The sequence below is a fragment of the Yersinia kristensenii genome (assembly GCF_900460525.1).
Classification (GTDB): domain Bacteria; phylum Pseudomonadota; class Gammaproteobacteria; order Enterobacterales; family Enterobacteriaceae; genus Yersinia; species Yersinia kristensenii.
In genome coordinates this window covers 1,244,345-1,268,805 of record NZ_UHIY01000001.1, presented here as the reverse complement: position 1 = coordinate 1,268,805, position 24,461 = coordinate 1,244,345, and the positions used below count along the sequence as shown (strand labels likewise).

Genomic DNA, 24,461 nt, shown 5'->3' with positions numbered 1-24,461 from the left:
ACAGAACTCTACCCGCGGGTTAGCTCTCACTTGCGGTGATAAATGGCAGCTTAATGATAATACGGGTGAATTTCTCCACCTCGCTTATTACTGTCACGCCATATTCGTTGCCATAACGTACTTTAATCCGCCGGTCGACCAGATTCATACCCAGCCCATCGCCATTGGGCCGTGGTTGATACAATCCGGCGTTATCCTCGACTTCCAGCACCAGAACATGGTCATCCAGCTTGCCGCGCAGGGTGATGCGCCCATTGCTGAACATCTGCGAGATGCCGTGCTTGATGGCATTCTCAACCACGGGTTGCAGGGAAAATGCGGGCAAACGCGCATCCATCAACTCATCCGGTAATGAAATCTCGACACTCAAACGGTCAGCAAAACGCGCTTTTTCGATTTCCAAATACGCATTCACGTGTTCTATTTCATCACTCAGTGTGACCACATCGTGGCTGCGCTTAAGGTTTTTGCGGAAAAATGTCGACAGCGAAAGCACCAGTTTACGGGCATGGTCGGGGTTGCGGCGGATCACCACCGACAGCGTATTGAGCGCATTAAATAGGAAATGAGGGTTGACCTGGGCGTGCAGCAGTTTGATTTCGGATTGCGCCAGCATTTGCTTTTGCTGTTCAAATTCACCCGCCAGAATTTGAGCCGACAGCAAGTGAGCAATACCTTCACCCAATGTGCGGTTAATACTGGAGAATAACTTACTTTTCGGCTCATATAGCTTGATGCTGCCCACCACCCGATGTTCTTCGCCCCGTAACGGGATAACCAAGGTGGAACCCAGTTTACAGGTCGGGGAAATTGAGCAGGTATAGGGTACGGCGTTGCCGTCGGCATAGACGACCTGATTCAATTCAATCGCCCGGTGGGTATGGTCGGAAGTAATGGCACCGCCGACTTGGTGGTGGTCAGAACCGGTGCCAATAAACGCTAATAGCTTCTCGCGGTCAGTAATGGCAACTGCGCCCACACCCAGTTCTTCATACAAGATGCGCGCCACTCGCATGCTGTTTTGCTGGTCAAAACCATGGCGTAATAACCCCTCCGCTCGCGCGGCAATTTGTAAAGCTTTAGCCGAGAATGCCGTGGTGTATTTTTCAAAAATAGCCCGCCTATCCAATAAGATACGCATAAACATCGCGGCACCAATAGTGTTGGTTATCATCATTGGCAGGGCAATGTTCTCAACTAACTCGACGGCTTCATGGAATGGGCGAGCAACTGCCAGGATAATCAGCATTTGTAGAACTTCGGCTACCAACGTAATACTGGCGACAACCAAGGGTTGGAAAAGCAGATCAAGGCGATTTTTGCGGATCAGATAACTGTGGAGTAGCCCGCCTAATAACCCTTCTGTTACGGTGGATAACATACAGGCGGTAGCGGTCATTCCCCCCATGGAATAGCGGTGTAAACCGCCGGTTAGCCCAACCAGAAACCCGACTGATGGCCCCCCGAGAACCCCTCCCAGAACGGCACCGATTGCGCGGGTATTTGCGATGGAGTCATCAATATGCAAACCAAAATAGGTTCCCATGATACAAAACATGGAAAACGTGAGGTAGCACACCAGTTTGTGGGGCAACCTAATGGTAACCTGCATTAAGGGGATAAAAAGCGGTGTTTTACTCAACAGATAGGCAATGACCAGATAGACGCACATCTGTTGTAAAAGGGAAAAAATCAGTTCGACCTGGCTAACGCCCATGTTGGATGACCACTGTAATGACTACAATTATTTATGCCGCTATTGTATCCAGATTTCTCTATTGAGAAGTTAACCAGCCCCTTTTTTTAGCAAAAAAGCGCTATGAGGCCAAATAGCGTGTCAGTTTCTTGTTTTGCACATTTTATCTGGTGGGCATCACATTTTCTTTGTGTGACTAATAAAAGCATTTCCATCATATATGTGTTTCTTGCACAGCTTAATCTCCTTTTTTTTCACTTATTTGCGTAAGAAAAAATTTCATTAATCATAAGCCAATTTTTTTAGTGCTCATTGACTATGCTTATAGTTTGGGTGCGAAAAGTCCTATAGCTAAGTATGTAATCATAAATACAGGTTAAGGCATTAAGTCTATTTATTGGCCTTGGCTATGCCTCATACATGAAATGGATTGCATGATTAATATGCTGAATTTTAGCTGCGCATCTAAAATTTATGCATAAAATCATGATGTTAATCATAGGAAGAAGATATGCCAGTACTTCCCGACCGTCAGGTGATTAATCAGATTATTTCCGGCCATTATGCCGATCCTTTCGCCGTTTTGGGTATGCACCAAACTGAGTGGGGATTACAGGTCTGTGCGCTATTGCCGGATGCCAAAGAAGTGTGGTTGGTTGAAACAGACACTGGGCGTAATGTTGTTCAGCTTCAGAGTGAAGATCCGCGTGGTTTCTTCATTGCCAAAATTCCTCTGCGTAAAAAATCTTTCCGTTATCAGTTAGCGGTTACATGGCAAGAAAGTACACAAATCCTCGACGATCCCTACCGATTCGGTACCTTATTGCAGGATATCGATGCTTGGTTATTGGCTGAAGGCACTCATTTACGCCCTTATGAGCGCTTAGGGGCGCATTTGATGAGTCTGGATAAGGTGCCGGGTGTCAGCTTTGCTGTTTGGGCACCCAATGCCCAGCGTGTTTCTGTGGTCGGTGAATTTAACTTTTGGGATGGCCGCCGCCATCCTATGCGGCTGCGGCGTGAAAATGGTATTTGGGAGCTATTCCTGCCCGGTGTGCAAGCGGGGCAATTATATAAATTTGAGATAATAGATTGCCATGGTCAGGTGCGGTTAAAAGCGGATCCTTACGCCTTTAAAGCCCAGATGCGGCCAGAAACCGCCTCATTGATTAGCCCATTGCCGGAGGTGGTGGAAAATACGCCTGCACGGCAAAAAGCCAATGACTTGCGCTCACCGGTTTCTATCTATGAAGTGCATCTCGGTTCGTGGCGACGTCATACCGAAAACAACTTTTGGCTGAGTTACGGCGAATTGGCCGAGCAATTGGTTGAATATGTTAAATATATGGGATTTACCCATGTGGAATTACTGCCCATTAATGAGCACCCGTTTGATGGCAGTTGGGGCTATCAGCCATTAGGTTTGTATGCGCCGACCCGCCGATTTGGTACGCCGCAGGATTTTAAAGACTTCGTCGCCAAATTCCATGATGCAGGAATCAACGTCATTCTTGACTGGGTTCCGGGTCATTTCCCCAGTGATGAGCATGGTTTATCAACCTTTGATGGCACCGCCTTATATGAATATGCCGATCCGCGCGAAGGCTATCATCAGGATTGGAATACCCTGATTTATAACTATGGCCGCAATGAAGTGCGTAACTATTTGGCGGGAAACGCGTTTTATTGGATGGAACGTTTTGGCATTGATGCATTGCGTATTGATGCTGTCGCTTCAATGATTTACCGCGATTACAGCCGTGCCGAAGGACAATGGGTACCCAATTATTACGGCGGGCGCGAAAATCTGGAGGCGATTGCCTTCCTGCGTTATACCAACCACACCATCGGTGTTGAGCGCCCCGGCGGCGTCACTATGGCCGAGGAGTCGACTGACTTCCCAGGGGTGACATTACCTCCTGATGCGGGTGGTCTGGGCTTTAATTACAAGTGGAATATGGGCTGGATGCATGACACGCTCAATTACCTACAATGTGACCCTATTCACCGCAAATACCACCATAATCTCATGACTTTCGGTATGTTATATGCCTATACCGAGAACTTCATTTTACCGATTTCTCACGATGAAGTGGTTCATGGTAAGCGTTCGGTTCTCGACCGTATGCCCGGCGATGCATGGCAAAAATTTGCCAACTTGCGGGCATATTATGGGTTTATGTGGGCGCATCCGGGCAAGAAATTGCTGTTTATGGGGTGTGAGTTCGCTCAAGGGCGCGAGTGGAATTTCGATACCAGCTTAGACTGGCATCTGTTGGATGATGAAAATGGCTGGCATAAGGGCGTACAGCGGTGGGTTCGCGATCTTAACCATAGTTATCAACAATATACACCATTGTATGAGTTGGATTACCAATCGGCCGGTTTTGAATGGTTGGTGGTGGATGACCATGAAAACTCGGTATTTGCTTTCCTGCGCCGTGATGCTGATGGCAACGAACTGATTGTTATCAGTAATTTCACGCCAGTTCCGCGCCATAACTACCGCGTAGGTGTCCCACAGAGCGGGCATTATCGCGAAGTATTGAATTCTGACTCTGAGTTTTATCGTGGTAGCAATATGGGTAATCAGAGTGGTATTCATAGCCATGATGTAGGCAGCCATCATCACCACCATTCATTACTGCTAACTCTGCCGCCGCTGTCGACGATTTATCTGGTGCGGGAGGGATAGGATGACGAGGTTGACGAGTGGCTCCCCGACACCGGCTGGCGCTCATTTTGATGGTGTCGGAATAAATTTCACTCTGTTTTCGGCTAATGCCGAGCGAGTTGAACTGTGCTTGTTTGATGATAATAATCAGGAAATTCGCATTGCTTTACCGGCCCGCAGTGGAGATATCTGGCATGGCTATCTTCCTGGAGGAAAGCCGGGGCAGCGCTATGGTTACCGCGTCAGTGGGCCATTCTCCCCGCAACAAGGCCACCGTTTTAATCCGCATAAGCTACTAATAGACCCTTGCGCCCATGCGCTAGACCGCAAAGTGGGTGATGACCCCAGCTTAAATGGCGGGGTGAATCAGCCCGATGTTCAGGACAGTTCTGCCGCCGCGCCTAAGTGTATTGTGGTGCACGAAAAATATGATTGGCAGGATGACCATCCCCCGGCGATCCCTTGGGGCAATACTGTCATTTATGAAGCCCATGTGCGCGGCTTAACTCAATTACACCCAGATATTCCCGTTGACCTGCGCGGCACTTACGCCGGTCTGGCTCATCCCGCCATGATCCACTATTTGAAAAAACTGGGTATTACCACCTTGGAACTGTTGCCGGTGCAATTTCATGTTGATGAGCCACGGTTACAGAAAATGGGGCTGAGTAATTACTGGGGCTATAACGTATTAGCACCCTATGCAGTTGATCCGGAGTATGTTTCTGGTCGTGATGGAATATCCCCACTGCAAGAACTGCGCGATGCGGTTAAAACACTGCATAAAGCCGGTATTGAAGTGATTCTGGATGTGGTGTTCAACCATTCGGCTGAATTGGATGTATTTGGCCCCACGTTGTGCCAGCGCGGTATCGACAATGCCAGTTACTACTGGCTGACCCCCGAGGGCGAATACGACAACATGACTGGCTGCGGCAATGCGCTGCGCCTTAGTCAGCCTTATGTGATGCGGTGGGTGCTTGACTGCCTGCATTACTGGGTTGATAGCTGCCACATTGATGGTTTCCGTTTTGATTTGGGCACCGTGCTGGGGCGCACGCCAGATTTTGATCAACATGCGCCTATTTTTGCCGCGATCGCCGCTGATGAGCGGCTCAGTGCTTGCAAGATGATTGCTGAACCTTGGGATATCGGCTGGGGAGGTTATCAGTTGGGAAATTTCCCAACCGGTTTTAGCGAATGGAATGACCAATATCGTGATGCCATGCGCCGCTTCTGGTTACGCGGTGATTTACCTTTAGGGCAATTCGCCCAGCATTTTGCCGCTTCCAGCCACTTATTCAGACATCGGGAGCGTTTGCCTTCCGCCAGTATCAATCAAATTACCGCCCATGATGGTTTTACCTTGCAGGATTTGCTGTGTTTTAACCAAAAACACAATCAAATCAATGGGGAAGAGAACCGTGATGGTAGTGATAATAATCTTAGCAATAATTTTGGTCGTGAAGGTTTGGTCGCGGATGACACTATCTGGCAACGGCGCAAAGCTTGCCAGCGGGCATTGCTGGCGACTTTATTGCTTTCGCAGGGAACGCCAATGCTGCTTGCTGGCGATGAACATGGTCATAGCCAGCAAGGCAACAACAATGCGTATTGTCAAAACAACATTCTCACTTGGCTCGATTGGGGGAGTGCTGACCATGAATTAACGGCGTTTACCGCTGCACTGATTCAGTTACGTCAGCAAATTCCTGCCCTGATTAAAGACATATGGTGGGAGGACGACGATGGCAATGTGCAATGGCTGGATAGCAGGGGGCAAGTGCTGCGTAATTCGGCTTGGGAACAGGGGGGCCAGAAACAACTGCAAATTCGGTTATCTCAGCGCTGGTTGGTGGTGATAAATGCCACGGATCAAGAGTGTGAAATGCATTTACCTGTGGGGGAATGGGTGGTGGTTCCTCCTTTTGAGCCGTCAGAGCATACGGAATTATTAACCGTATGGAACGGGTCTGCACATGCCGTTTGCGTGCTCGCACAGAAAGTTTAAGGAGTCTCAATGGTTAAGTTTGAGAGCAAAGACCCGCTGATGTTAGCCAGATTATTACCGAATAAATCGGTGGCACTTATCTTGGCGGGGGGACGTGGTTCACGGCTGAAAGATTTAACGGCGACCCGTGCAAAGCCCGCGGTCCATTTTGGTGGTAAATTCCGCATTATTGATTTTGCGCTATCCAACTGCCTGAATTCCGGTATCCGGCGTATTGGTGTGATAACACAATATCAATCCCATAGTTTGGTTCAGCATATTCAACGCGGTTGGTCATTCCTCAATGAGGAAATGAACGAGTTCGTGGACTTACTGCCCGCTCAACAGCGCCTGAGCACGGATCAGTGGTACAAAGGCACCGCCGATGCGGTTTACCAGAATTTAGATATTATCCGCCGCTACAAAGCGGAATACATCGTCATTTTAGCGGGTGACCATATCTACAAAATGGACTACTCCCGCATGTTGCTCGACCACGCTGAAAAAGGGGCGCAATGCACGGTGGCGTGTATCCCGGTACCAATTAAAGAAGCCACTGAATTTGGTGTTATGGAAGTTGCCGAGGATTATCAGATAACGGCTTTCTATGAAAAACCCGCTAATCCGCCCGCTATGCCGGGCCGTCCTGATATGGCGCTCGCCAGTATGGGCATCTACATTTTCAATGCTGATTATCTGTTTAAATTATTAGAAGACGACCAGAATATCCCCGGCTCTAACCATGATTTTGGCCAAGATATTATTCCGAAATTGACGGAACAAAAAGTGGCTTGGGCGCATCCGTTTGACCTTTCTTGTGTGACCTCGAATGCCGAATTGCCCCCTTACTGGCGTGATGTCGGGACGCTGGATGCTTATTGGCGAGCCAATCTCGATTTGGCATCGGTTACGCCAGAACTGGATATGTATGACCGCGATTGGCCGATACGCACCCATATGGAACCGCTGCCGCCCGCCAAGTTTGTGCAAGATCGCTCCGGCAGCCATGGTATGACCATGAACTCCTTGGTTTCCGGTGGTTGTATTGTGTCCGGTTCGGTGGTGGTGCATTCGGTCTTATTCCCACGGGTGCGGGTGAACTCGTTTTGCACTATTGATTCCACATTACTGCTGCCAGAAGTCAGTGTTGGCCGTTCCTGCCGATTGCGCCGCTGTATTATTGACCGCGCTTGCCAGATACCCGAGGGAACCGTCATTGGGGAAAATGCCGAAGAAGACAGTAAGCGTTTTTACCGCTCGGAGGGGGGGGTGGTGTTAGTGACGCGAGCAATGTTGGCCAAGCTGGCAGAAAAATAGGGCTATTTTATTTGCCACTTTGAACTTGGGCAGTGCTAAAAATCCTCACGTACTACGTGTACGCTCCGGTTTTTGCGCGCTGGCCGCATTCAAATTGACTGCAACAATAACGCCCATTTGGTTCATTTCTAGTTTATTAGATTAGAACTAAGTACAAACCAGATGGAAAGATCAGAGGTTATGATGCGGGTTCTACACGTATGTTCCGAGCTATTCCCATTGTTAAAAACTGGGGGATTGGCTGACGTTGTTGGTGCTTTACCTGCCGCCCAAATTGCTGAAGGGGCAGATGTTCGGGTGATGCTGCCGGCTTTCCCTGATTTGCGCCGAGGTATTCCAGACACGGTTTTGGTCAGGGAAATTGATACCTTTGCAGGCCGTGTTTCATTACGTTATGGCCATTATCAGGGAATTGGTATTTACCTGATTGATGCACCGGGTCTCTATGACCGTGCGGGTAGTCCATATCACGACCAATCTTTACATGCTTATGCTGATAACTATCGTCGCTTTGCATTGCTGGGATGGATGGCTTGCGAACTGGCTTGTGGGTTGGATGGTTATTGGCGTCCTGAGGTGGTACATGCTCATGATTGGCATGCCGGGCTAGCCTGTGCTTATCTGGCAGCCCGTGGCCGCCCTGCGCGATCGGTATTTACCGTCCATAATTTGGCTTATCAAGGGTTGTTTTCTGGTCATCATTTGGCTGAAATACAACTGCCCGCCGCATTCTTCCAAATGTACGGGCTGGAGTTCTACGGCCAAATCTCCTATCTAAAAGCCGGGCTGTTCTTTGCTGACCATGTCACCACGGTCAGCCCGACCTATGCTAAGGAGATTACCCAACCCGCTTTTGGTTATGGCATGGAGGGGTTGCTACAAGAGCGAGCCAGTCAGGGGCGATTGACCGGGATCCTCAATGGCGTGGACAGCAATATTTGGGACCCACAAACTGATGCTTTGCTCCATGCCCGCTATGATGCAGAAAACCTGCAAAAGAAAGCGGTGAATAAAGCTCATTTGCAAACCACTATGGGGCTGGAAGTGACTGAAAAGAAACCCATCTTTTCTGTCGTCAGCCGATTGACGGAGCAAAAAGGGTTAGATTTAGTGCTGGAGGCGCTGCCCGATTTACTGAAATTAGGCGGGCAACTGGCTGTTTTGGGCGCGGGAGATGCCATTTTGCAAGAGGCGTTTTTGGCGGCTGCGGCAGACTATTCCGGCCAGGTTGGGGTGCAAATCGGTTATCACGAAGCATTCTCGCACCGAATCATTGCTGGTGCGGATGTCATTCTGGTACCCAGCCGTTTTGAGCCCTGTGGGCTAACACAGTTGTATGGTTTGAAATATGGCACCTTGCCACTGGTCCGGCGTACGGGCGGGTTGGCAGATACCGTGGTGGATTGCGCGCTGGAAAATCTGGCTGATGGCACCGCCTCGGGGTTTGTGTTTGATGAATGCGATGCGCAGGCATTAGTGCGGGCGATACGCCGTGCTTTTGTGCTGTGGAGCCGACCAAAACACTGGCGGCATGTTCAGCGCCATGCGATGGGGTTGGACTTTGGTTGGCAAGTAGCAGCGGCAGACTATCTGTCACTTTATCGGCGTCTTTAGTTGCTGGTTGGTTAGAAACACGATGGCTTGTCCACCCTAAATAATTCGAGTTGCAGGAAGCCAATGCACATGTAGCTTGAAGTATGACGGGGATAACCACGAACTTGGGAAAACCGCTATGACATCACCGTTCAGTTACACCTCACCCGTTGTCAGTGTGGACGCGCTGAAGCACTCCATTGCCTACAAATTGATGTTTATTGTGGGTAAAGATCCCTCTATTGCCACTCAGCACGATTGGCTGAATGCGACATTATTTGCAGTGCGCGACCGGATGGTCGAACGCTGGCTGCGCTCTAATCGCGCACAATTATCACAAGATGTTCGGCAGGTTTATTATCTGTCGATGGAATTCCTCTTGGGGAGAACACTCTCTAATGCACTGTTATCGATGGGGATTTATGAAGATATCGAGCAGGCACTGGATGAAATGGGCCTTAATCTCTCTGAGTTATTGCAAGAAGAAAATGACCCAGGCTTAGGCAATGGCGGGTTAGGGCGATTGGCGGCGTGTTTTCTGGATTCACTGGCCACATTGGCCCTTCCAGGGCGCGGCTATGGTATTCGTTACGAATATGGCATGTTCAGCCAGAAAATCGTCAATGGCCAACAGATGGAGTCGCCGGACAACTGGCTAGAATATGGCAATGCCTGGGAGTTCCCGCGGCACAATACTCGCTATAAAGTGCGTTTTGGTGGCCGAATTCAGCAGGAAGGCAGCAAAATACGCTGGCTGGAAACTGAAGAAATCCTGGCTTGCGCTTATGATCAAATCATCCCCGGTTTTGATACCGACGCCACAAATACACTGCGCTTATGGTCTGCGCAGGCCAGTAATGAAATCAATCTGGGGAAATTCAATCAGGGCGATTACTTCGCAGCGGTTGAAGATAAAAACCATTCAGAAAACGTATCTCGGGTGCTGTATCCCGATGACTCGACTTACTCCGGGCGCGAACTGCGCCTGCGGCAAGAATACTTTTTGGTCTCCGCTACAGTGCAGGATATTCTCAGCCGCCATTGGGCGATGCACCAAACTTTCGATAATTTAGCTGATAAGATTGCTATTCACCTCAATGATACCCATCCGGTGCTCTCTATCCCCGAGATGATGCGTTTGCTGATCGATGAACATAAATTTAGTTGGATGGACGCCTGGGATGTGGTGCAGCAAGTGTTCTCTTACACCAACCACACCTTGATGAGCGAGGCGCTGGAGACTTGGCCCATCGACATGATTGGCAAGATCCTGCCGCGCCATCTGCAAATCATCTTTGATATCAATGACCATTTCCTCAAGCTGGTGCAGGAACAGTATCCGAATGAGCCGGAATTGCTGCCACGCGTATCAATTATTGATGAACATGATGGCCGACGAGTTCGTATGGCCTGGCTTGCGGTGATCGCCAGTCATAAAGTGAATGGCGTGTCGGCCCTGCATTCAGAATTAATGGTGCAATCACTGTTTGCCGATTTTGCCCGTATTTTCCCTAATCGTTTCTGTAATAAAACCAATGGCGTGACCCCCCGGCGCTGGCTGGGGTTGGCTAACCGGCCATTGGCGGCGGTGCTGGATGACAGTATCGGCCACAACTGGCGTACTGATTTGAGCCAACTTAGTGAGCTGGAAAAGAATCTCGATTACCCGAGTTTCTTGCAGGCGCTACAGAAAGCCAAGCTGGAGAACAAGAAGCGGCTGGCTGCCTATATTGCTGAAAAACTGAATATTGTGGTCAATCCTGCGGCGTTATTTGATGTGCAAATCAAACGTATTCACGAGTACAAACGGCAGCTGCTGAATGTGCTGCATGTGATAACTCGCTATAACCGCATTCTCGAAGCCCCTGATGAGAAGTGGGTGCCGCGCGTAGTGATTTTTGCCGGGAAAGCGGCCTCAGCCTATTACAATGCGAAGCAAATTATTCGTTTGATCAATGATGTAGCGAAAGTGATCAATAATGATCCACGGATTAATAATCTGCTGAAAGTGGTGTTTATTCCGAACTACAGTGTCAGCCTGGCGCAGTTAATCATTCCCGCGGCGGATCTTTCCGAACAGATCTCACTGGCGGGCACTGAGGCATCAGGAACCAGTAATATGAAGTTTGCGCTGAATGGAGCGCTGACGATTGGTACCTTGGATGGGGCGAATATCGAGATCCGCGAACATGTAGGTGAGGAGAATATCTTTATCTTTGGTAATACTACCGAGCAGGTTGAGGCGCTGCGTAACAGCGGCTATAACCCCCGGAAATATTACGACGAAGATCCAGAACTGCATTTGGCATTGACGCAAATTGCTACTGGCGCTTTCAGCCCGGAAGAACCGAATCGATACACTAGTTTGTTTGATTCACTGGTCAATTTTGGCGATCACTATCAATTGCTGGCGGATTATCGCAGTTATGTGGATACCCAAGAGCAAGTCGATACGCTATATCGTCATCCAGATGAATGGACACGTAAAACCTTACTCAATATTGCCAATATGGGCTATTTCTCTTCAGACCGAACCATTGAAGAGTACGCCGATGAGATTTGGCATATTAAGCCTATCAGGCTCTAAATATTCGGTGGATTAATAACAAAAACCCTCTTCAACAGCGAACTGTGAAGAGGGTTTTTTAACAGATTAATGGCGAGTATTTGCTATCAGGAAACCAGAGACAAAGTCTGCTGTTTTTCCGCCTGTACTTGCGCTAGCCATTCGGCAATCCGCTGTTTTTGCGTCTCGTCTAACGTCATGCCTAATTTGGTGCGACGCCAGATGGCATCATCGAGTTCAACAACCCACTCTTTTTCAACCAGATAGCGCAATTCAGCTTCATACAAACCGTGGCCGAAATGTTCGCCCAGGCTGTCGAGGCTGGTGGCATTCGCCAAAATCAGTTCGCTATGGCTGCCATAGGTGCGGGTATAGCGGCGCGCCAACCCTTCTGGTAACCAGTTATAACGATGGCGCAACTGCACGGTATAGTTATCACGGCTGCCGCCAATATCACCGCCCGGTAAGGAGCCTGTTTTAGTCCATGCCGGGCCGACATTCGGATAATAGCCGGACAGTTTTTCCAGTGCGTGTTCTGCCAGTTTGCGGTAAGTGGTCAGTTTGCCACCAAATACTGACAACAGCGGTGCTTTGCCGCCTTCATCCGCGACATCCAGAGTGTAATCGCGGGTTACTGCTTGCGGTGAGTCTGATTCATCATCACACAGCGGACGGACACCAGAGTAAGTCCAGACGATATCATCGCGACCCAGTTGTTTTTTAAAGTGGTCGTTATAGACCTTCAATAGGTAATCAATTTCCTGGTCATCGATTTTCACCTCTTTCGGATCGCCGTGATATTCCACGTCGGTGGTACCGATGATGGAATATTCATCCAACCATGGAATGACGAAGACAATACGGTGGTCTTCGTTTTGCAGAATATAGGCTTGTGGTTGGTTGTGAACCCGTGGCACCACAATATGGCTACCTTTGATCAAGCGGATACCATAAGGTGATTTCAGTTTCAGGCCATCATCGAAGAACTGTTTAACCCATGGGCCGGTGGCATTCACCAAGCCTTTAGCGCGCCAGGTAAAGGTCTTGCCGCTGTCGACATCCACAGCTTCCACCATCCACAGACCTTGCTCACGCCAGGCCCGAGTCACTTTGGTGCGAGTACGCACTTCGCCGCCGCGCTCGACCACTTCCTGAGCATTCAATACCACCAGACGGGCATCATCGACCCAGCAATCTGAATATTCGAAACCGCGCACTAGTTCGGGCTTCAAGACTGATTCTGGTCCAAAACGCAGCCCTTTACTGGCTGGCAGGCTGGTGCGTTTGCCCAGGTGGTCGTACAGGAATAAGCCGGTGCGAATCATCCACGCCGGGCGCAGATGAGGCTGATGGGGCAGACGGAAGCGCATCGGGAAAGCGATATGAGGAGCCATTTTCAGCAAAACCTCACGTTCGGCCAATGCTTCACTGACCAGACGGAACTCATAATGTTCCAGATAACGCAGGCCACCGTGGATGAGTTTGGAACTGGCAGAAGACGTAGCGCAGGCCAAATCTTGTGCTTCAAGCAGCAGAACGGACAGGCCACGCCCTGCAGCGTCCGCAGCGATACCGGCACCATTAATGCCGCCACCGATCACGATCAAGTCTTTGGTTTCCATGCTTACTTCCTCCGGATGTTCGAAACAGCTCTTTAATGTTCGTTTTCGCTCATGATTGTAATCAAAAACCAACAAACAAGCCAAGACTTAACCAAAAAAAAACATTTATGCGTGATGGAGGTAACAGTTTTGTTATCAGAATGTGGAGGGGAGGTTTGGATTTGGATTTGGTGAATAGTTGATCTGGTTTGGTTGTTAGAGCATTTGAGTCAAGAGCAAATTGGATTATTGTTTCGGTTGATATTCGTTCAGTGATCACCTGGCTCTCGCCGCCTCAACCGAGCAGGAGGGCAGGCCGGCCCTCCTGCACCTGCGGCTTGCGCGAAATATTACTGCTATTCGCAGTCCCCTCCGGCAGCCGTTGGCCTTATCGAGCCAGCGCGATTCGCTCCTGCTCAAGCGCGCTTTTCGCCGCCGTCCATGGCGGCTCACTCGGGCCATCGTCTTTGTCGGTAATATCCCTAATTGCGCTCAAGGTCAAAAGAGAAAGTCAAAACCCTGCCTTTAGATTTTGATGTTAAAAGCACATTTGAGCAGCCGAGTGAAGAGTGTAGCAAGGGAAATCCGCCATGGACGGCGGATTTAGGCGTCATGAGCAGGGACGCGAATAAAGCCGTCCCGTCAGCGAAATGATGAGTGAGGGCACCCACGCAGTGGGCTAGCGATACGTGCGAAAGCGCGGGATTCCACAAGGGGGCCGCCGCCCCTTTGGCGGTTGGTTCATCGGAGGTTAAGTAAACTCAGTTGCTCTAACAACCGAACCAAATCACCAAAACAAACGGCTAACACAACTCTAATTGAACATCATGCTGCTCAATAATCTTCATGACGCTGGCGGGTGGCATCTGATCGGTAAACAAATAATCAATCAGATTCATGTTCCCCAAATTTACCATCGCGTTACGGCCGAACTTGGAATGGTCGGTGACCAGCATTACGCAGCGGGAGTTTTCGATAATTGCCCGTTTGGTCCGCACTTCATGGTAATCAAATTCCAGTAGAGATCCGTCCATATCAATACCGCTGATGCCAAGGATGCCGTAATCAAGGCGGAACTGAGAAATGAAGTCCAGCGTGGCTTCGCCAATAATCCCGCCATCACGGGTACGCACTTCACCACCGGCCAGAATCAGCCGGAAATCTTCTTTGGCAGTCAGTAAGGTAGCTACATTGAGATTGTTGGTCACTACGCGCAGGCCTTTATGATTCATCAAAGCATGAGCGACCGCTTCTGGTGTCGTGCCGATATCAATAAACAGTGTCGCCCCATCGGGGATCTGGCTGGCAACACGTTGGGCAATACGCGCCTTTTCTGCCGACCACATCACTTTGCGGTCATTATAAGCCGCGTTGACTGAACTGGAGGGTAAGGCGGCGCCACCATGATGGCGGTGAATCTTGTTTTGATCCGCCAAATCATTCAAATCGCGTCGGATGGTTTGCGGGCTAACGGCAAAATGTTCCACTAGCTCTTCAGTACTGACGTAGCCTTGTTGGCGTACCAATTCAATAATCGCATCATGCCGCTGCGTTTGCTTCACGGTAATCCCCTAATTCGCCTGGTTGTTCCAGGCAGTTATTGTGTGGTTCTTGCGCTGTTGCGCGTATCCCAAAATGCCATCAGTAACCCAATAATCAGGCCTGAAACATGCGCTGCATTGGCGATCGACAAACCTAAAATATCGAAATACCCAGCAACCAACCAGAGAACAGAAAAAGCCATTAAGCCGCGAGGCAACGAAATACCGCGCTCGGGTGCGCGCTCGCCAGTCAGCCAAACATAACCCATTAAGGCATATACCACGCCAGAAAGGCCGCCAAAATTCACGCCACTAAACAGTGATTGCCCCCAACCACTGAATAAGGCGGAAACAATAGTTAATACCAGCAATTTGCCGCTGCCAAGCCGTTTTTCCATTTGCCCGGCCAGATACCACCACCACATCAGGTTAAACAGGATGTGTAACAGGGAAAAATGCAGTAAAGCATGGCTGACCCAGCGCCATATTTGCAGATATTGGCTCTCGTCACGAGGCCATGCCAGCCAGGACATTACGGTAGCATCACCGACAATTTGCATCAGAATATAGATGGCGATACATAGCACCATAATACTCAGCGTCAGTGGGCCGGCCTGACTGCGTAGCGTCTGGAGGTAAGAAAAACGTTGATACGGCAAATTAGAATGCAGATTGCCCGATTGCCAACTGGCCGCTTGGTAGCGCGGATTGAGGGGATCGAGTAAAAACTGTTCCAGCTCATGCTGCACCAGAGGCAATTGTTCATCATCCGCCAACCAAATCTCAGCGCCCTGAGAATCTGGCCTCACTTCCAGCACCACCTTGCGAGTGGCCATATAATCAACAAAGGCCTGCGCCAGACGTAGATTAGAGATTGCTATCACACGAACCATTATTGTCTATCACCGTCTAACGAGATTTTAATCAAAGTGCTTAAAAATATCACAATCTGGCCGGCCGTGGCGAATGGCAGGTTACAAATGGGCAACAAAATCAGACATTTTCGCGAATGATTTCTTGCGGATAGCTCCTGGCCCAAGCTTCAAAACCACCATCAATGCTGTAAACCGCTTCAAAACCTTGCTGGAGTAAATACTGCGCCGCGCCTTTGCTGCTATTGCCGTGGTAGCACATCACCATCACCGGTTGTTCAAAATCAGTTTGTTGCATAAAAGTGTGCAAGCTACTGTTGGTCAGATGGAACGCCTCAGGTGCATGGCCTGCTTCATAACTTTGTGGATCGCGGATATCAACTAACACCGCCTGATTTTCTTTCAGTTGGTTATAGGCCTGCTCAATACTGATTGTTTCAAACTGTTCCATACTGCTGATGACCTTTAATCGCGATTGAATATTCAAGCACGAGATTGTAATCAATTTTTCACCAATAAAGACCAGTCAAATAGAATGGTTATTGGCCGCCTTACCCCGTTCGAGAAATATCTTAGGGGTAAACGGCGGTCTGTTATTGATATCTGGGCCAATGATTGCCAATCAGTCAGATGGATAAATTTCAATTTAACTTACTGATATTTAAATTTAATGACACAGTTTGAATTAAACATATCCCATCATTTGTAATAAACGCTGCGCTTGCTGCACCGCATCTTGCCGGTGGGCGACCCCCAACTTTTGATACAAATTACGAATATGCGTTTTAATGGTAGTAGCCGCTACGTCTAGTTCACCGGCGATTTGATCATTACTGTAGCCGGAGTAAATCAGCCCCAAGACCTGCCATTCGCGTTGAGTGAGCGGGCTGGTACGAATCAGTTCCGGAACTTGCGGGTGAGTTAGCAGCTTATCGACGAAGATCTCATCGAAATGGGCAAATTTATGCCGATGATGCTGATTAATATCTTTCAAGATTCGCTGGGCGCGGTGTTGTTCTAATTCGGGTAATGCATTGAGTTGAATCAGTTGGCGCAGTTGTTGTGCCATCGCTTCGCCTTCAATCACAAAATGGCTGATGAAACCGGTGCGATTAGCCAATGAAAGAGATTCAATCAGTGCTTTTTGTGCTTCACTTTTCCGTTCGGTTTGCCAATAAAGAATGTTACTTAACAATAGATTACGGTTAAGGTCACTGGTGAGACGCAAGCGACGGGCATTCTCATTGAGTTCGTCCAGCACCACTTCCGCTTCATTAAAACGGCCCAGCATAATCTGGATCCGTGCAATATTGCGCCACTGGCCTTGCAAAAAGTGGTTATCTGCCATGCCCGGTTTTTCGGCCTGACGCAGCCAATTCGCCGCTGCGACTTTATCTCCGGTCATTTGCCAATGAATAACCCGGGGTTTATCGGCATTGGTAATCCAATCGAGATGATACTGGCTACCGTGTTGCAGCGCCTCGCAGCGCTGAATATACATATTGGCGTTATCTAAATCCCCACGGGCCAGCGAACATTTTGCCAACATCGCCAGACACTGTAATTGCTGCTGCGGCTGATAGTTGACCAGAATTTCGATACCTTTGCGCGCGGCGTCTTCAGCTTCATCCAGCCGTGACCACGACCACAACACCTGAGAGCGAATTCGCAATAGGAATTCATGCATCGGTAGCTGCTCAAGATGCTGTTCATGAATTAAATCAAAGGCTTTATCTTGTGTTTCATAAGCCGCTTGCAGGAATCCCTGCGCAATCAGAATTTCACTCTGCTGCAATAGCGCCCATAAAGCATAGTGATAGACTTCGTGGCGGCGTGCCATTTGCTCGGTTTGCTGCATCATCGGCAGTGCGCGGCTCAGTTCGCCTTTGCAATGATGAACTTCCCCGGTGACGGAGGTCGCGACAATGCGGCTGTAGAAGTTTGCCATCGGCAGATATTTCAGCGCATCTGTCGCCAGCTTCTCGGCTTCTTCCGGTTTACCGGCATTGATAGCGACTTGAGCACGCAAAGCATCAAACTCAGCCCGCAGAATGTCATCGATAGGAATTTTACGTTCCTGCATTGCTGATTCAGCGCGCTCAAGCAAGGTATTGACCTCACCATAGCGATGTTGGCTTTGTGCCAGCCACGCCTGTAACAATGCCAGTTCAGGATTTTGTACCAATAAAGAGTAGGGCAGGGCGAGCAGGCATTGTTCCAGCAGGGCTAATTCACTGTGGTTAAACAGTGTCCAAGCGTGTTGCAGCAAGATGTCACGTAGCATGCCGACATCGCCCGCCGCCAATGCATGATGGATAGCTTCAGCCGGATAGCCCAGTGCCAGCCAACCTTCAGCCGCGGCATGGTGTAACTCTGGCAATTCTAATGCCAGTTCCCATTGGCAGCGCTGGCGCAGGAAGGTGGCGAACAAGGGATGGAAGCAGAACCATTCGCCGCTGTCATCCATACGATGAATAAATAGCCCCTGGCGCTCTAGCTCCTCCAGCCGTTGCTGGCCATTATCTTCACCAGTCAGGCGCACAATCAGGGCATCATTCATCGAGCGCAATACCGAGCAGCGCAACAGGAAGGCGCGCGCCTCGCTATCGACTTGATCCAGCACTTCATCGACCAGATAGTCTGACAAATGGCTGGCATTCAAACCGGCCAACCGTTTTGCTGATTTTTGTGCTGAAGAATTGGGTTGGCGCGATGACAATGCAATCAATTGCAGCGCCGTCGCCCACCCTTCCACTTCATCACACAGGCGGCTGCTATCACCTTGTTCCAGTGGCACGGAGAGGCGGCAATCGAAGAATTGCTGCGCTTCCTGATGATTAAACGCCAGCTGCTGCATCCCCAATTCCAACAACTGGTCGCGCACCCGCAGGTTAGCAATTCCCAGTGGCGGCAAGGTGCGAGAGAGCAATATCAGGGTCAGATTTTCTGGCTGATGGCGCAGGAAAAAGCGCATAGCTTCATGAATAGCGTCATTGGTAATCAGATGATAATCATCAATCACCAGATACAGCGGGCCGTTCCAATCGGATAGCTCGATAAATAATTGCGCAAATAGCGCAGAGAGACTGGCATATTGATGCTTTTGGCTGAGAGCCTCGCTTTTGCTGCAATGGCCTCTGGTCGCCAATTGTATGGCTGCGATCAAATAGGTTGCAAAGCGCTCGGGCTGATTGTCACTTTCATCCAGCGAATACCAGCCGAGATCGGACTGATCGGCTGCCCACTGAGCGATCAACGTCGTCTTACCATATCCCGCCGGGCAATTTATTAATGTCAGACGGTAATTTGCGACGCCAGATAACTTCACTAACAAGCGATCGCGTATCACGGTATTTTGCAGCCGTACCGGGCGGCTCAGTTTTGATGGGATAAGCATGCTGTGTCCGGTTTAAAAGGGTTCCGGTGAGAAGACGTCCTGGCGATTGATATGTCCATTTTTAATGAGTTGTTACAGGCATTCATAAGAGTAATTATTTTTAGCCTCGTAATTAATCAGCACTGCTAAGGTCTGATAACAGCCATCTTATTGCAATAGAGTTAATGTTTCTGATGGCTGTAAGTTGCACCGGATCACAATTTTAGCTACGCCCTGCGACTCATCCCCAGCTAACCGCCCGGCAGGATGATGCTCTTGTCAGTTCTCATTGGCAGGATAAGGGTAAAATTACCCCACTCACAGGATTAGAGACTTCCCTATGTCACAGCCTATGCTTAAAAAGGACGATTTCCTGGCCGCGCTGGCCCGCCAGTGGCAGCGCTTTGGCTTAACTTCTGCTCAGCAAATGACCCAACACCAATGGTGGGAAGCGGTCAGTGCGGCATTGGCCGAACAGTTGTCAGCTCAGCCCGCTCCGGAGCAAGCCAAAAAAGTACAGCGCCATGTAAACTACATTTCGATGGAGTTTTTAATCGGCCGTTTAACCGGTAATAACCTGATTAACCTGGGGTGGTATGACCAAGTAGAGGCGCTGTTGGCAGAGCAGCAGGTTAACTTGAGCGACCTGTTAGAACAGGAAACTGATCCCGCATTGGGTAATGGTGGCTTGGGTCGTTTGGCCGCTTGTTTCCTTGATTCAATGGCGACAGTTGAGCAGCCCGCCACTGGCTATGGTCTGAATTATCAATATGGTTTGTTCCGCCAATCCTTCAGTGAATGTAAACAACAGGAAGCGCCGGACAATTGGCAGCGCGAAAGCTACCCTTGGTTCCGCCACAATGCCGCGCTGGCGGTGGATGTCGGTTTTGGTGGCAAGCTGGAGAAACAAGCGGATGGCCGTCAGTTATGGCGTCCGGCCTTTACCTTACGGGGTGAAGCTTGGGATTTGCCGGTGCTGGGCTTCCGTAACGGCGTGACTCAACCTTTGCGTTTATGGCAAGCCACTCATCAGCATCCATTTGATTTAACAAACTTTAATGACGGTAAGTTCTTGCTTGCCGAGAAGAATGGCGTTGAAGCAGAAAAACTGACTAAGGTGCTGTATCCGAATGATAATCATCTGGCCGGTAAACGCCTGCGGCTGATGCAGCAATATTTCCAATGCGCTTGTTCGGTGGCCGATATTTTGCGCAAGCATCATTTGGCGGGCCGCAAGCTGGCTGAACTGCCGGATTATGAAGTCATTCAGTTGAATGATACCCACCCGACTATCGCCATTCCTGAAATGCTGCGCGTGTTGTTGGATGAGCATCAACTCAGTTGGGATGCGGCTTGGGCGATTACCAGCAAAACTTTCGCTTATACCAACCACACTCTGATGCCCGAAGCGCTTGAATGCTGGGATGAGAAATTGGTGCGCAGTTTGCTGCCACGTCATTTTGTCATCATCAAGCAAATCAATGCGCAGTTTAAGAAGTTGGTCGATAAGCAATGGCCGGGCGACGAAGAGGTTTGGGCCAAGCTGGCCGTCCACCATAATAAACAAGTGCGAATGGCCAACCTGTGCGTAGTGAGCGGCTTTGCGGTTAACGGCGTTGCGCAGTTGCACTCAGATTTGGTGATCAAAGATTTATTCCCTGAATACTATCAATTATGGCCAAATAAATTCCACAATGTTACTAATGGTATTACGCCGCGTCGCTGGTTGAAGCAATGTAACCCGGCTCTGTCAGGTTTGATTGACGACACGTTAAAAGTGGAATGGGCGAATAATCTGGATGCATTAGCCGGGCTTGAGTCTTATGCCGAAGATAAAGCTTTCCGCCAACACTATCAGCAGATCAAATATGACAATAAAGTTAAATTAGCTGCCTATGTTAAGCGCGTTATGGGGATAACTATTAACCCAGATGCTATCTTTGATGTGCAGATTAAGCGCTTACATGAATATAAACGTCAGCATTTGAACCTATTGCATATTCTGTCGCTGTATCGCCAAATCCGCGACAACCCAGACTTGGATATTGCCCCGCGTGTATTCCTGTTCGGGGCGAAAGCTGCGCCGGGTTATTATTTAGCAAAAAATATTATTTATGCGATTAATCAGGCGGCGGAGAAGATCAATAATGATCCGATCGTTAAAGATCGCCTGAAAGTGGTCTTCATTCCTGATTACCGTGTTTCGGTCGCAGAATTGATGATCCCGGCGGCAGATGTGTCCGAGCAGATCTCCACTGCTGGCAAAGAAGCTTCAGGGACGGGCAACATGAAGCTGGCGCTGAATGGCGCATTGACGGTGGGTACACTGGACGGCGCTAACGTCGAGATTGCTGAACAGGTAGGTGATGAGAATATCTTTATTTTCGGCAACACCGTTGAACAGGTAAAAGCCATTCTGGCGAAAGGTTATAAGCCGCAGACCTATTTGAAATCTGACGCCCATCTAAAAAGTATTCTGGATGAGCTCGCTAGCGGTGCATTCAGCCAAGGTGATAAACACGCATTTGACATGCTGTTGCATAGTTTGTTGGAAGGGGGTGACCCTTATCTGGTACTGGCTGATTTTGCTTCATATTGTCAAGCACAGAAGCAAATCGATGCCCTTTACCGCGATAAAGATGAATGGACTCGCTGTACCATTCTTAACACCGCCCGGGTAGGGATGTTCAGTTCTGACCGTTCAATTCGCGATTATCAAACGCGAATCTGGCAAGCCAAACGTTGAGGAGAAGACTGCATGGATCGTAAATCGCTCGATCAAGCAGCGACACTGGCAGGGATAGCCGCCAACTATATTAATGCGCATGGTAAGCCGCAGGCTATTTCGGCACAAACTAAGCAGCAGTTGTTGGCGGCCATGGGGCGCACCAGTGTGCCCCCAGATTCCCAGACAGAAAAAGCACCATTACCACCGGTAAAAGTATTTACTTTTGGCAGCGCAATGCAGCTGTCAATGGCGGGGTCAGGCGATTATCACTGGCAGTTACAGACCGAAAAAGGTGATTTACATCAAGGGCGTATCAGTGCCAAGAAGACGCTGACCTTGCCAGCCTCACTGCCGCAGGGTTATCACCGTTTAGTGCTGGAGCAAGGCTTACAACAGTGGCAATGCTCGGTTATCGTCGCGCCGAAGCGGTGCTTTGAACCGGATGCCTTGTTGGCAGGGAAAAAACTCTGGGGGGCCTGTGTGCAACTGTATACCCTGCGCTCGGAACACAACTGGGGTATTGGTGATTTTGGCGACTTAAACCAGATGTTGGAGCAGGTGGGCGAGCGCGGTGGTGCCTTTATTGGTCTTAACCCGATTCACGCGCTGTATCCGGCAAACCCACAAAGTGCCAGCCCTTACAGTCCCTCTTCACGGCGCTGGCTGAATGTGATTTATATCGACGTCAATCGCGTGGATGAATTCCACAGCAGCGAAGCCGCGCAGGCTTGGTGGAATCGGCCCGAAACACAAAGTGCGCTGGCGCAAGCTCGCGCCAGCGAATGGGTTGATTATCCGCAAGTGATGCAACTCAAACTGGCTGCTTTGCGTTTGGCTTTCCCGCTTTTTACGGCCCGCAAAGCAAAAGATGCACGGGTGCAGGCATTCCATCGATTTGTTGAACAAGGTGGCAGTAGCCTGCATCAACAGGCCGCTTTTGATGCCCTTCATGCCCATTTGAGTGAAAACGACCCGATGATGTGGGGCTGGCCGGTATGGCCGGAAAAATATCGTGATGGGCGCAGCAGTGGCGTAGCTGATTTTTGCCGTGAACATGCGGATGAAGTGAATTTCTATCTGTGGTTGCAGTGGTTGGCCGCCAGCCAGTTTGATGATTGTTTCCACCTCAGCCAAACACGAAAAATGCCGCTGGGTTTGTATCGTGACTTGGCGGTTGGTGTCGCGGAAGGTGGTGCTGAAACCTGGTGTGATCGCGAATTATATTGCCTTAAAGCTTCTGTGGGGGCGCCGCCCGATATTTTAGGGCCGCTGGGCCAAAATTGGGGCTTGCCGCCAATGGATCCGCACGTCATGGTCGCTCGCGCTTATCAGCCTTTTATTGATTTGCTGCGTGCCAATATGACCAGTTGTGGTGCGCTGCGTATTGACCATGTGATGGCGTTATTGCGTTTGTGGTGGATTCCTTACGGTCAAACCGCTGATCAAGGGGCTTATGTTAAATACCCAGTCGATGATTTACTGGCGATATTAGCTTTAGAGAGCCAGCGCCACAGCTGCATGGTCATTGGTGAGGATTTAGGCACGGTACCGGTTGAGATAGTCGCCAAGCTGCGCGACAGCGGAGTGTATTCCTATAAAGTTCTGTATTTTGAGCATGACAGCGAAAACACCTTCCGAGCGCCACAGTCTTATCCGGTACAGGCAATGGCGACCATCACGACCCATGACCTGCCGACCTTACGCGGTTATTGGCAAAGTGATGATTTGACGTTGGGGAATAAGCTGGGGTTATATCCGGACCAACAGATGCTGAAACAGCTCTATCTTGATAGGGAACGTGCGAAACAAGGTTTGTTGGAAGGGCTGCATCATTATGATTGCGTGCCAAAAAAAGTCGGTCATAAAGCATCGTTGCTATCGATGAGCCCTGTTCTCAACCGCGGATTGCAGCGCTATGTGGCTGACAGTGCCAGTGCGTTACTGGGTTTGCAGCCGGAAGACTGGCTGGATATGGCTGCTCCAGTCAACATTCCTGGCACCAGTGATGAGTATCCAAACTGGCGGCGTAAGTTGACATCGACCTTGGAAGAAATGTTCGCGGACGAGCAAGTTAGCCGTTTATTGAAAGATTTGGATAAGCGCCGTAAGAATGTTTCAGCGGGGTGATTCCCTGCTGATTCAGGAAAGATATAAGAAGCAAAAAGGGGGAGAAATCCCCCTGAATGTGATGACACAATCAACAATAAAGCCCGTGAGCCAAGGGTTTACCGCACCTAGGGGTACTCCGGCGGCCTAAGCCGCTACGACCCCAACGGCACGTTTCCCCTTGGTTTGGCATCTGACTTTGTCAGCATTAAAAAAGTTATTACTAAAGTCGTTGGTGTTACAGCAATGCAGTTCATCGGGTGCGCGAGCGCAGCTAACACCGTTGTAGCGCCAAGGACGCAGGATAATTAGTCATCGCAACACTCAATTATTAGCCAAAGTCATGGGTGTTACAGCAAGGCAGCAAGCGAACAAATCCCGATGAGCTGACTCAGGTCAGT

The 24,461-nt window shown here is 49.5% G+C and carries 13 protein-coding genes; 7 read left to right on the top strand and 6 right to left on the bottom strand.

The features are described 5' to 3' along the window. Positions 1-19: 19 nt before the first annotated feature. A complete protein-coding gene (locus DX162_RS05965) occupies positions 20-1,717 on the bottom strand; it encodes a sensor histidine kinase (RefSeq protein ID WP_004393550.1) in 1,698 nt (565 codons plus the stop codon). A gap of 490 nt (positions 1,718-2,207) precedes the next feature. On the opposite strand from DX162_RS05965, the gene glgB reads away from it, so the two are divergent. The 5 genes from glgB to glgP all read left to right on the top strand — a co-directional run bounded on the left by glgB (position 2,208) and on the right by glgP (position 11,857). Beyond that, positions 2,208-4,391 carry a 1,4-alpha-glucan branching protein GlgB gene (gene glgB, locus DX162_RS05960; RefSeq protein ID WP_004393551.1) on the top strand — a complete coding sequence of 728 codons (2,184 nt, stop codon included), beginning with the start codon at positions 2,208-2,210 and terminating at the stop codon, positions 4,389-4,391. A 1-nt stretch (position 4,392) separates the two neighbouring features. Then, on the top strand, positions 4,393-6,381 hold the full coding sequence (gene glgX, locus DX162_RS05955; RefSeq protein ID WP_032821273.1) for a glycogen debranching protein GlgX: 1,989 nt from the start codon (positions 4,393-4,395) through the stop codon (positions 6,379-6,381). Positions 6,382-6,390: 9 nt separating this feature from the next. Next, positions 6,391-7,677, top strand: coding sequence for a glucose-1-phosphate adenylyltransferase (glgC, locus tag DX162_RS05950; RefSeq protein WP_115155842.1), 1,287 nt, complete (start codon positions 6,391-6,393; stop codon positions 7,675-7,677). A gap of 183 nt (positions 7,678-7,860) precedes the next feature. Continuing rightward, positions 7,861-9,291, top strand: coding sequence for a glycogen synthase GlgA (gene glgA / locus DX162_RS05940; protein ID WP_032821275.1), 1,431 nt, complete (start codon positions 7,861-7,863; stop codon positions 9,289-9,291). A gap of 118 nt (positions 9,292-9,409) precedes the next feature. Continuing rightward, a complete protein-coding gene (glgP, locus tag DX162_RS05935) occupies positions 9,410-11,857 on the top strand; it encodes a glycogen phosphorylase (protein ID WP_004393555.1) in 2,448 nt (815 codons plus the stop codon). A gap of 86 nt (positions 11,858-11,943) precedes the next feature. Here glgP and glpD read toward each other — a convergent pair whose 3' ends face one another. The 5 genes from glpD to malT form a co-directional block, all read right to left on the bottom strand. Beyond that, a complete protein-coding gene (gene glpD / locus DX162_RS05930) occupies positions 11,944-13,458 on the bottom strand; it encodes a glycerol-3-phosphate dehydrogenase (RefSeq protein WP_004393556.1) in 1,515 nt (504 codons plus the stop codon). A gap of 782 nt (positions 13,459-14,240) precedes the next feature. Continuing rightward, positions 14,241-14,999 (bottom strand): DeoR/GlpR family transcriptional regulator, encoded by a 759-nt coding sequence (locus tag DX162_RS05925; RefSeq protein ID WP_004393192.1) that lies wholly within the window; start codon positions 14,997-14,999, stop codon positions 14,241-14,243. A 35-nt stretch (positions 15,000-15,034) separates the two neighbouring features. Further along, positions 15,035-15,871: a rhomboid family intramembrane serine protease GlpG gene (glpG, locus tag DX162_RS05920; RefSeq protein WP_004393193.1), complete on the bottom strand. Its 837-nt coding sequence runs from the start codon at positions 15,869-15,871 to the stop codon at positions 15,035-15,037. A 100-nt stretch (positions 15,872-15,971) separates the two neighbouring features. Then, a complete protein-coding gene (gene glpE / locus DX162_RS05915) occupies positions 15,972-16,301 on the bottom strand; it encodes a thiosulfate sulfurtransferase GlpE (RefSeq protein ID WP_004393194.1) in 330 nt (109 codons plus the stop codon). A gap of 234 nt (positions 16,302-16,535) precedes the next feature. Then, a complete protein-coding gene (gene malT, locus DX162_RS05910; RefSeq protein ID WP_115155840.1) occupies positions 16,536-19,247 on the bottom strand; it encodes an HTH-type transcriptional regulator MalT in 2,712 nt (903 codons plus the stop codon). A gap of 319 nt (positions 19,248-19,566) precedes the next feature. On the opposite strand from malT, the gene malP reads away from it, so the two are divergent. Together malP and malQ are read left to right on the top strand one after the other, a co-directional pair. Beyond that, positions 19,567-21,972, top strand: a complete 2,406-nt coding sequence (gene malP, locus DX162_RS05905) for a maltodextrin phosphorylase (protein WP_032821120.1) — start codon at positions 19,567-19,569, stop codon at positions 21,970-21,972. Between the two features lie 12 nt (positions 21,973-21,984). Continuing rightward, positions 21,985-24,081, top strand: a complete 2,097-nt coding sequence (gene malQ / locus DX162_RS05900; protein WP_004393198.1) for a 4-alpha-glucanotransferase — start codon at positions 21,985-21,987, stop codon at positions 24,079-24,081. Positions 24,082-24,461 lie beyond the last annotated feature (380 nt).

What these genes read in the sequence shown, in the direction of transcription:
- DX162_RS05965 (WP_004393550.1), bottom strand. Translation starts at nt 1,717, where the DNA reads ATGGGCGTTAGCCAGGTCGAACTGATTTTTTCCCTTTTACAACAGATG.
- glgB (WP_004393551.1), top strand. Translation starts at nt 2,208, where the DNA reads ATGCCAGTACTTCCCGACCGTCAGGTGATTAATCAGATTATTTCCGGC.
- glgX (WP_032821273.1), top strand. Translation starts at nt 4,393, where the DNA reads ATGACGAGGTTGACGAGTGGCTCCCCGACACCGGCTGGCGCTCATTTT.
- glgC (WP_115155842.1), top strand. Translation starts at nt 6,391, where the DNA reads ATGGTTAAGTTTGAGAGCAAAGACCCGCTGATGTTAGCCAGATTATTA.
- glgA (WP_032821275.1), top strand. Translation starts at nt 7,861, where the DNA reads ATGCGGGTTCTACACGTATGTTCCGAGCTATTCCCATTGTTAAAAACT.
- glgP (WP_004393555.1), top strand. Translation starts at nt 9,410, where the DNA reads ATGACATCACCGTTCAGTTACACCTCACCCGTTGTCAGTGTGGACGCG.
- glpD (WP_004393556.1), bottom strand. Translation starts at nt 13,458, where the DNA reads ATGGAAACCAAAGACTTGATCGTGATCGGTGGCGGCATTAATGGTGCC.
- glpG (WP_004393193.1), bottom strand. Translation starts at nt 15,871, where the DNA reads ATGGTTCGTGTGATAGCAATCTCTAATCTACGTCTGGCGCAGGCCTTT.
- glpE (WP_004393194.1), bottom strand. Translation starts at nt 16,301, where the DNA reads ATGGAACAGTTTGAAACAATCAGTATTGAGCAGGCCTATAACCAACTG.
- malT (WP_115155840.1), bottom strand. Translation starts at nt 19,247, where the DNA reads ATGCTTATCCCATCAAAACTGAGCCGCCCGGTACGGCTGCAAAATACC.
- malP (WP_032821120.1), top strand. Translation starts at nt 19,567, where the DNA reads ATGTCACAGCCTATGCTTAAAAAGGACGATTTCCTGGCCGCGCTGGCC.
- malQ (WP_004393198.1), top strand. Translation starts at nt 21,985, where the DNA reads ATGGATCGTAAATCGCTCGATCAAGCAGCGACACTGGCAGGGATAGCC.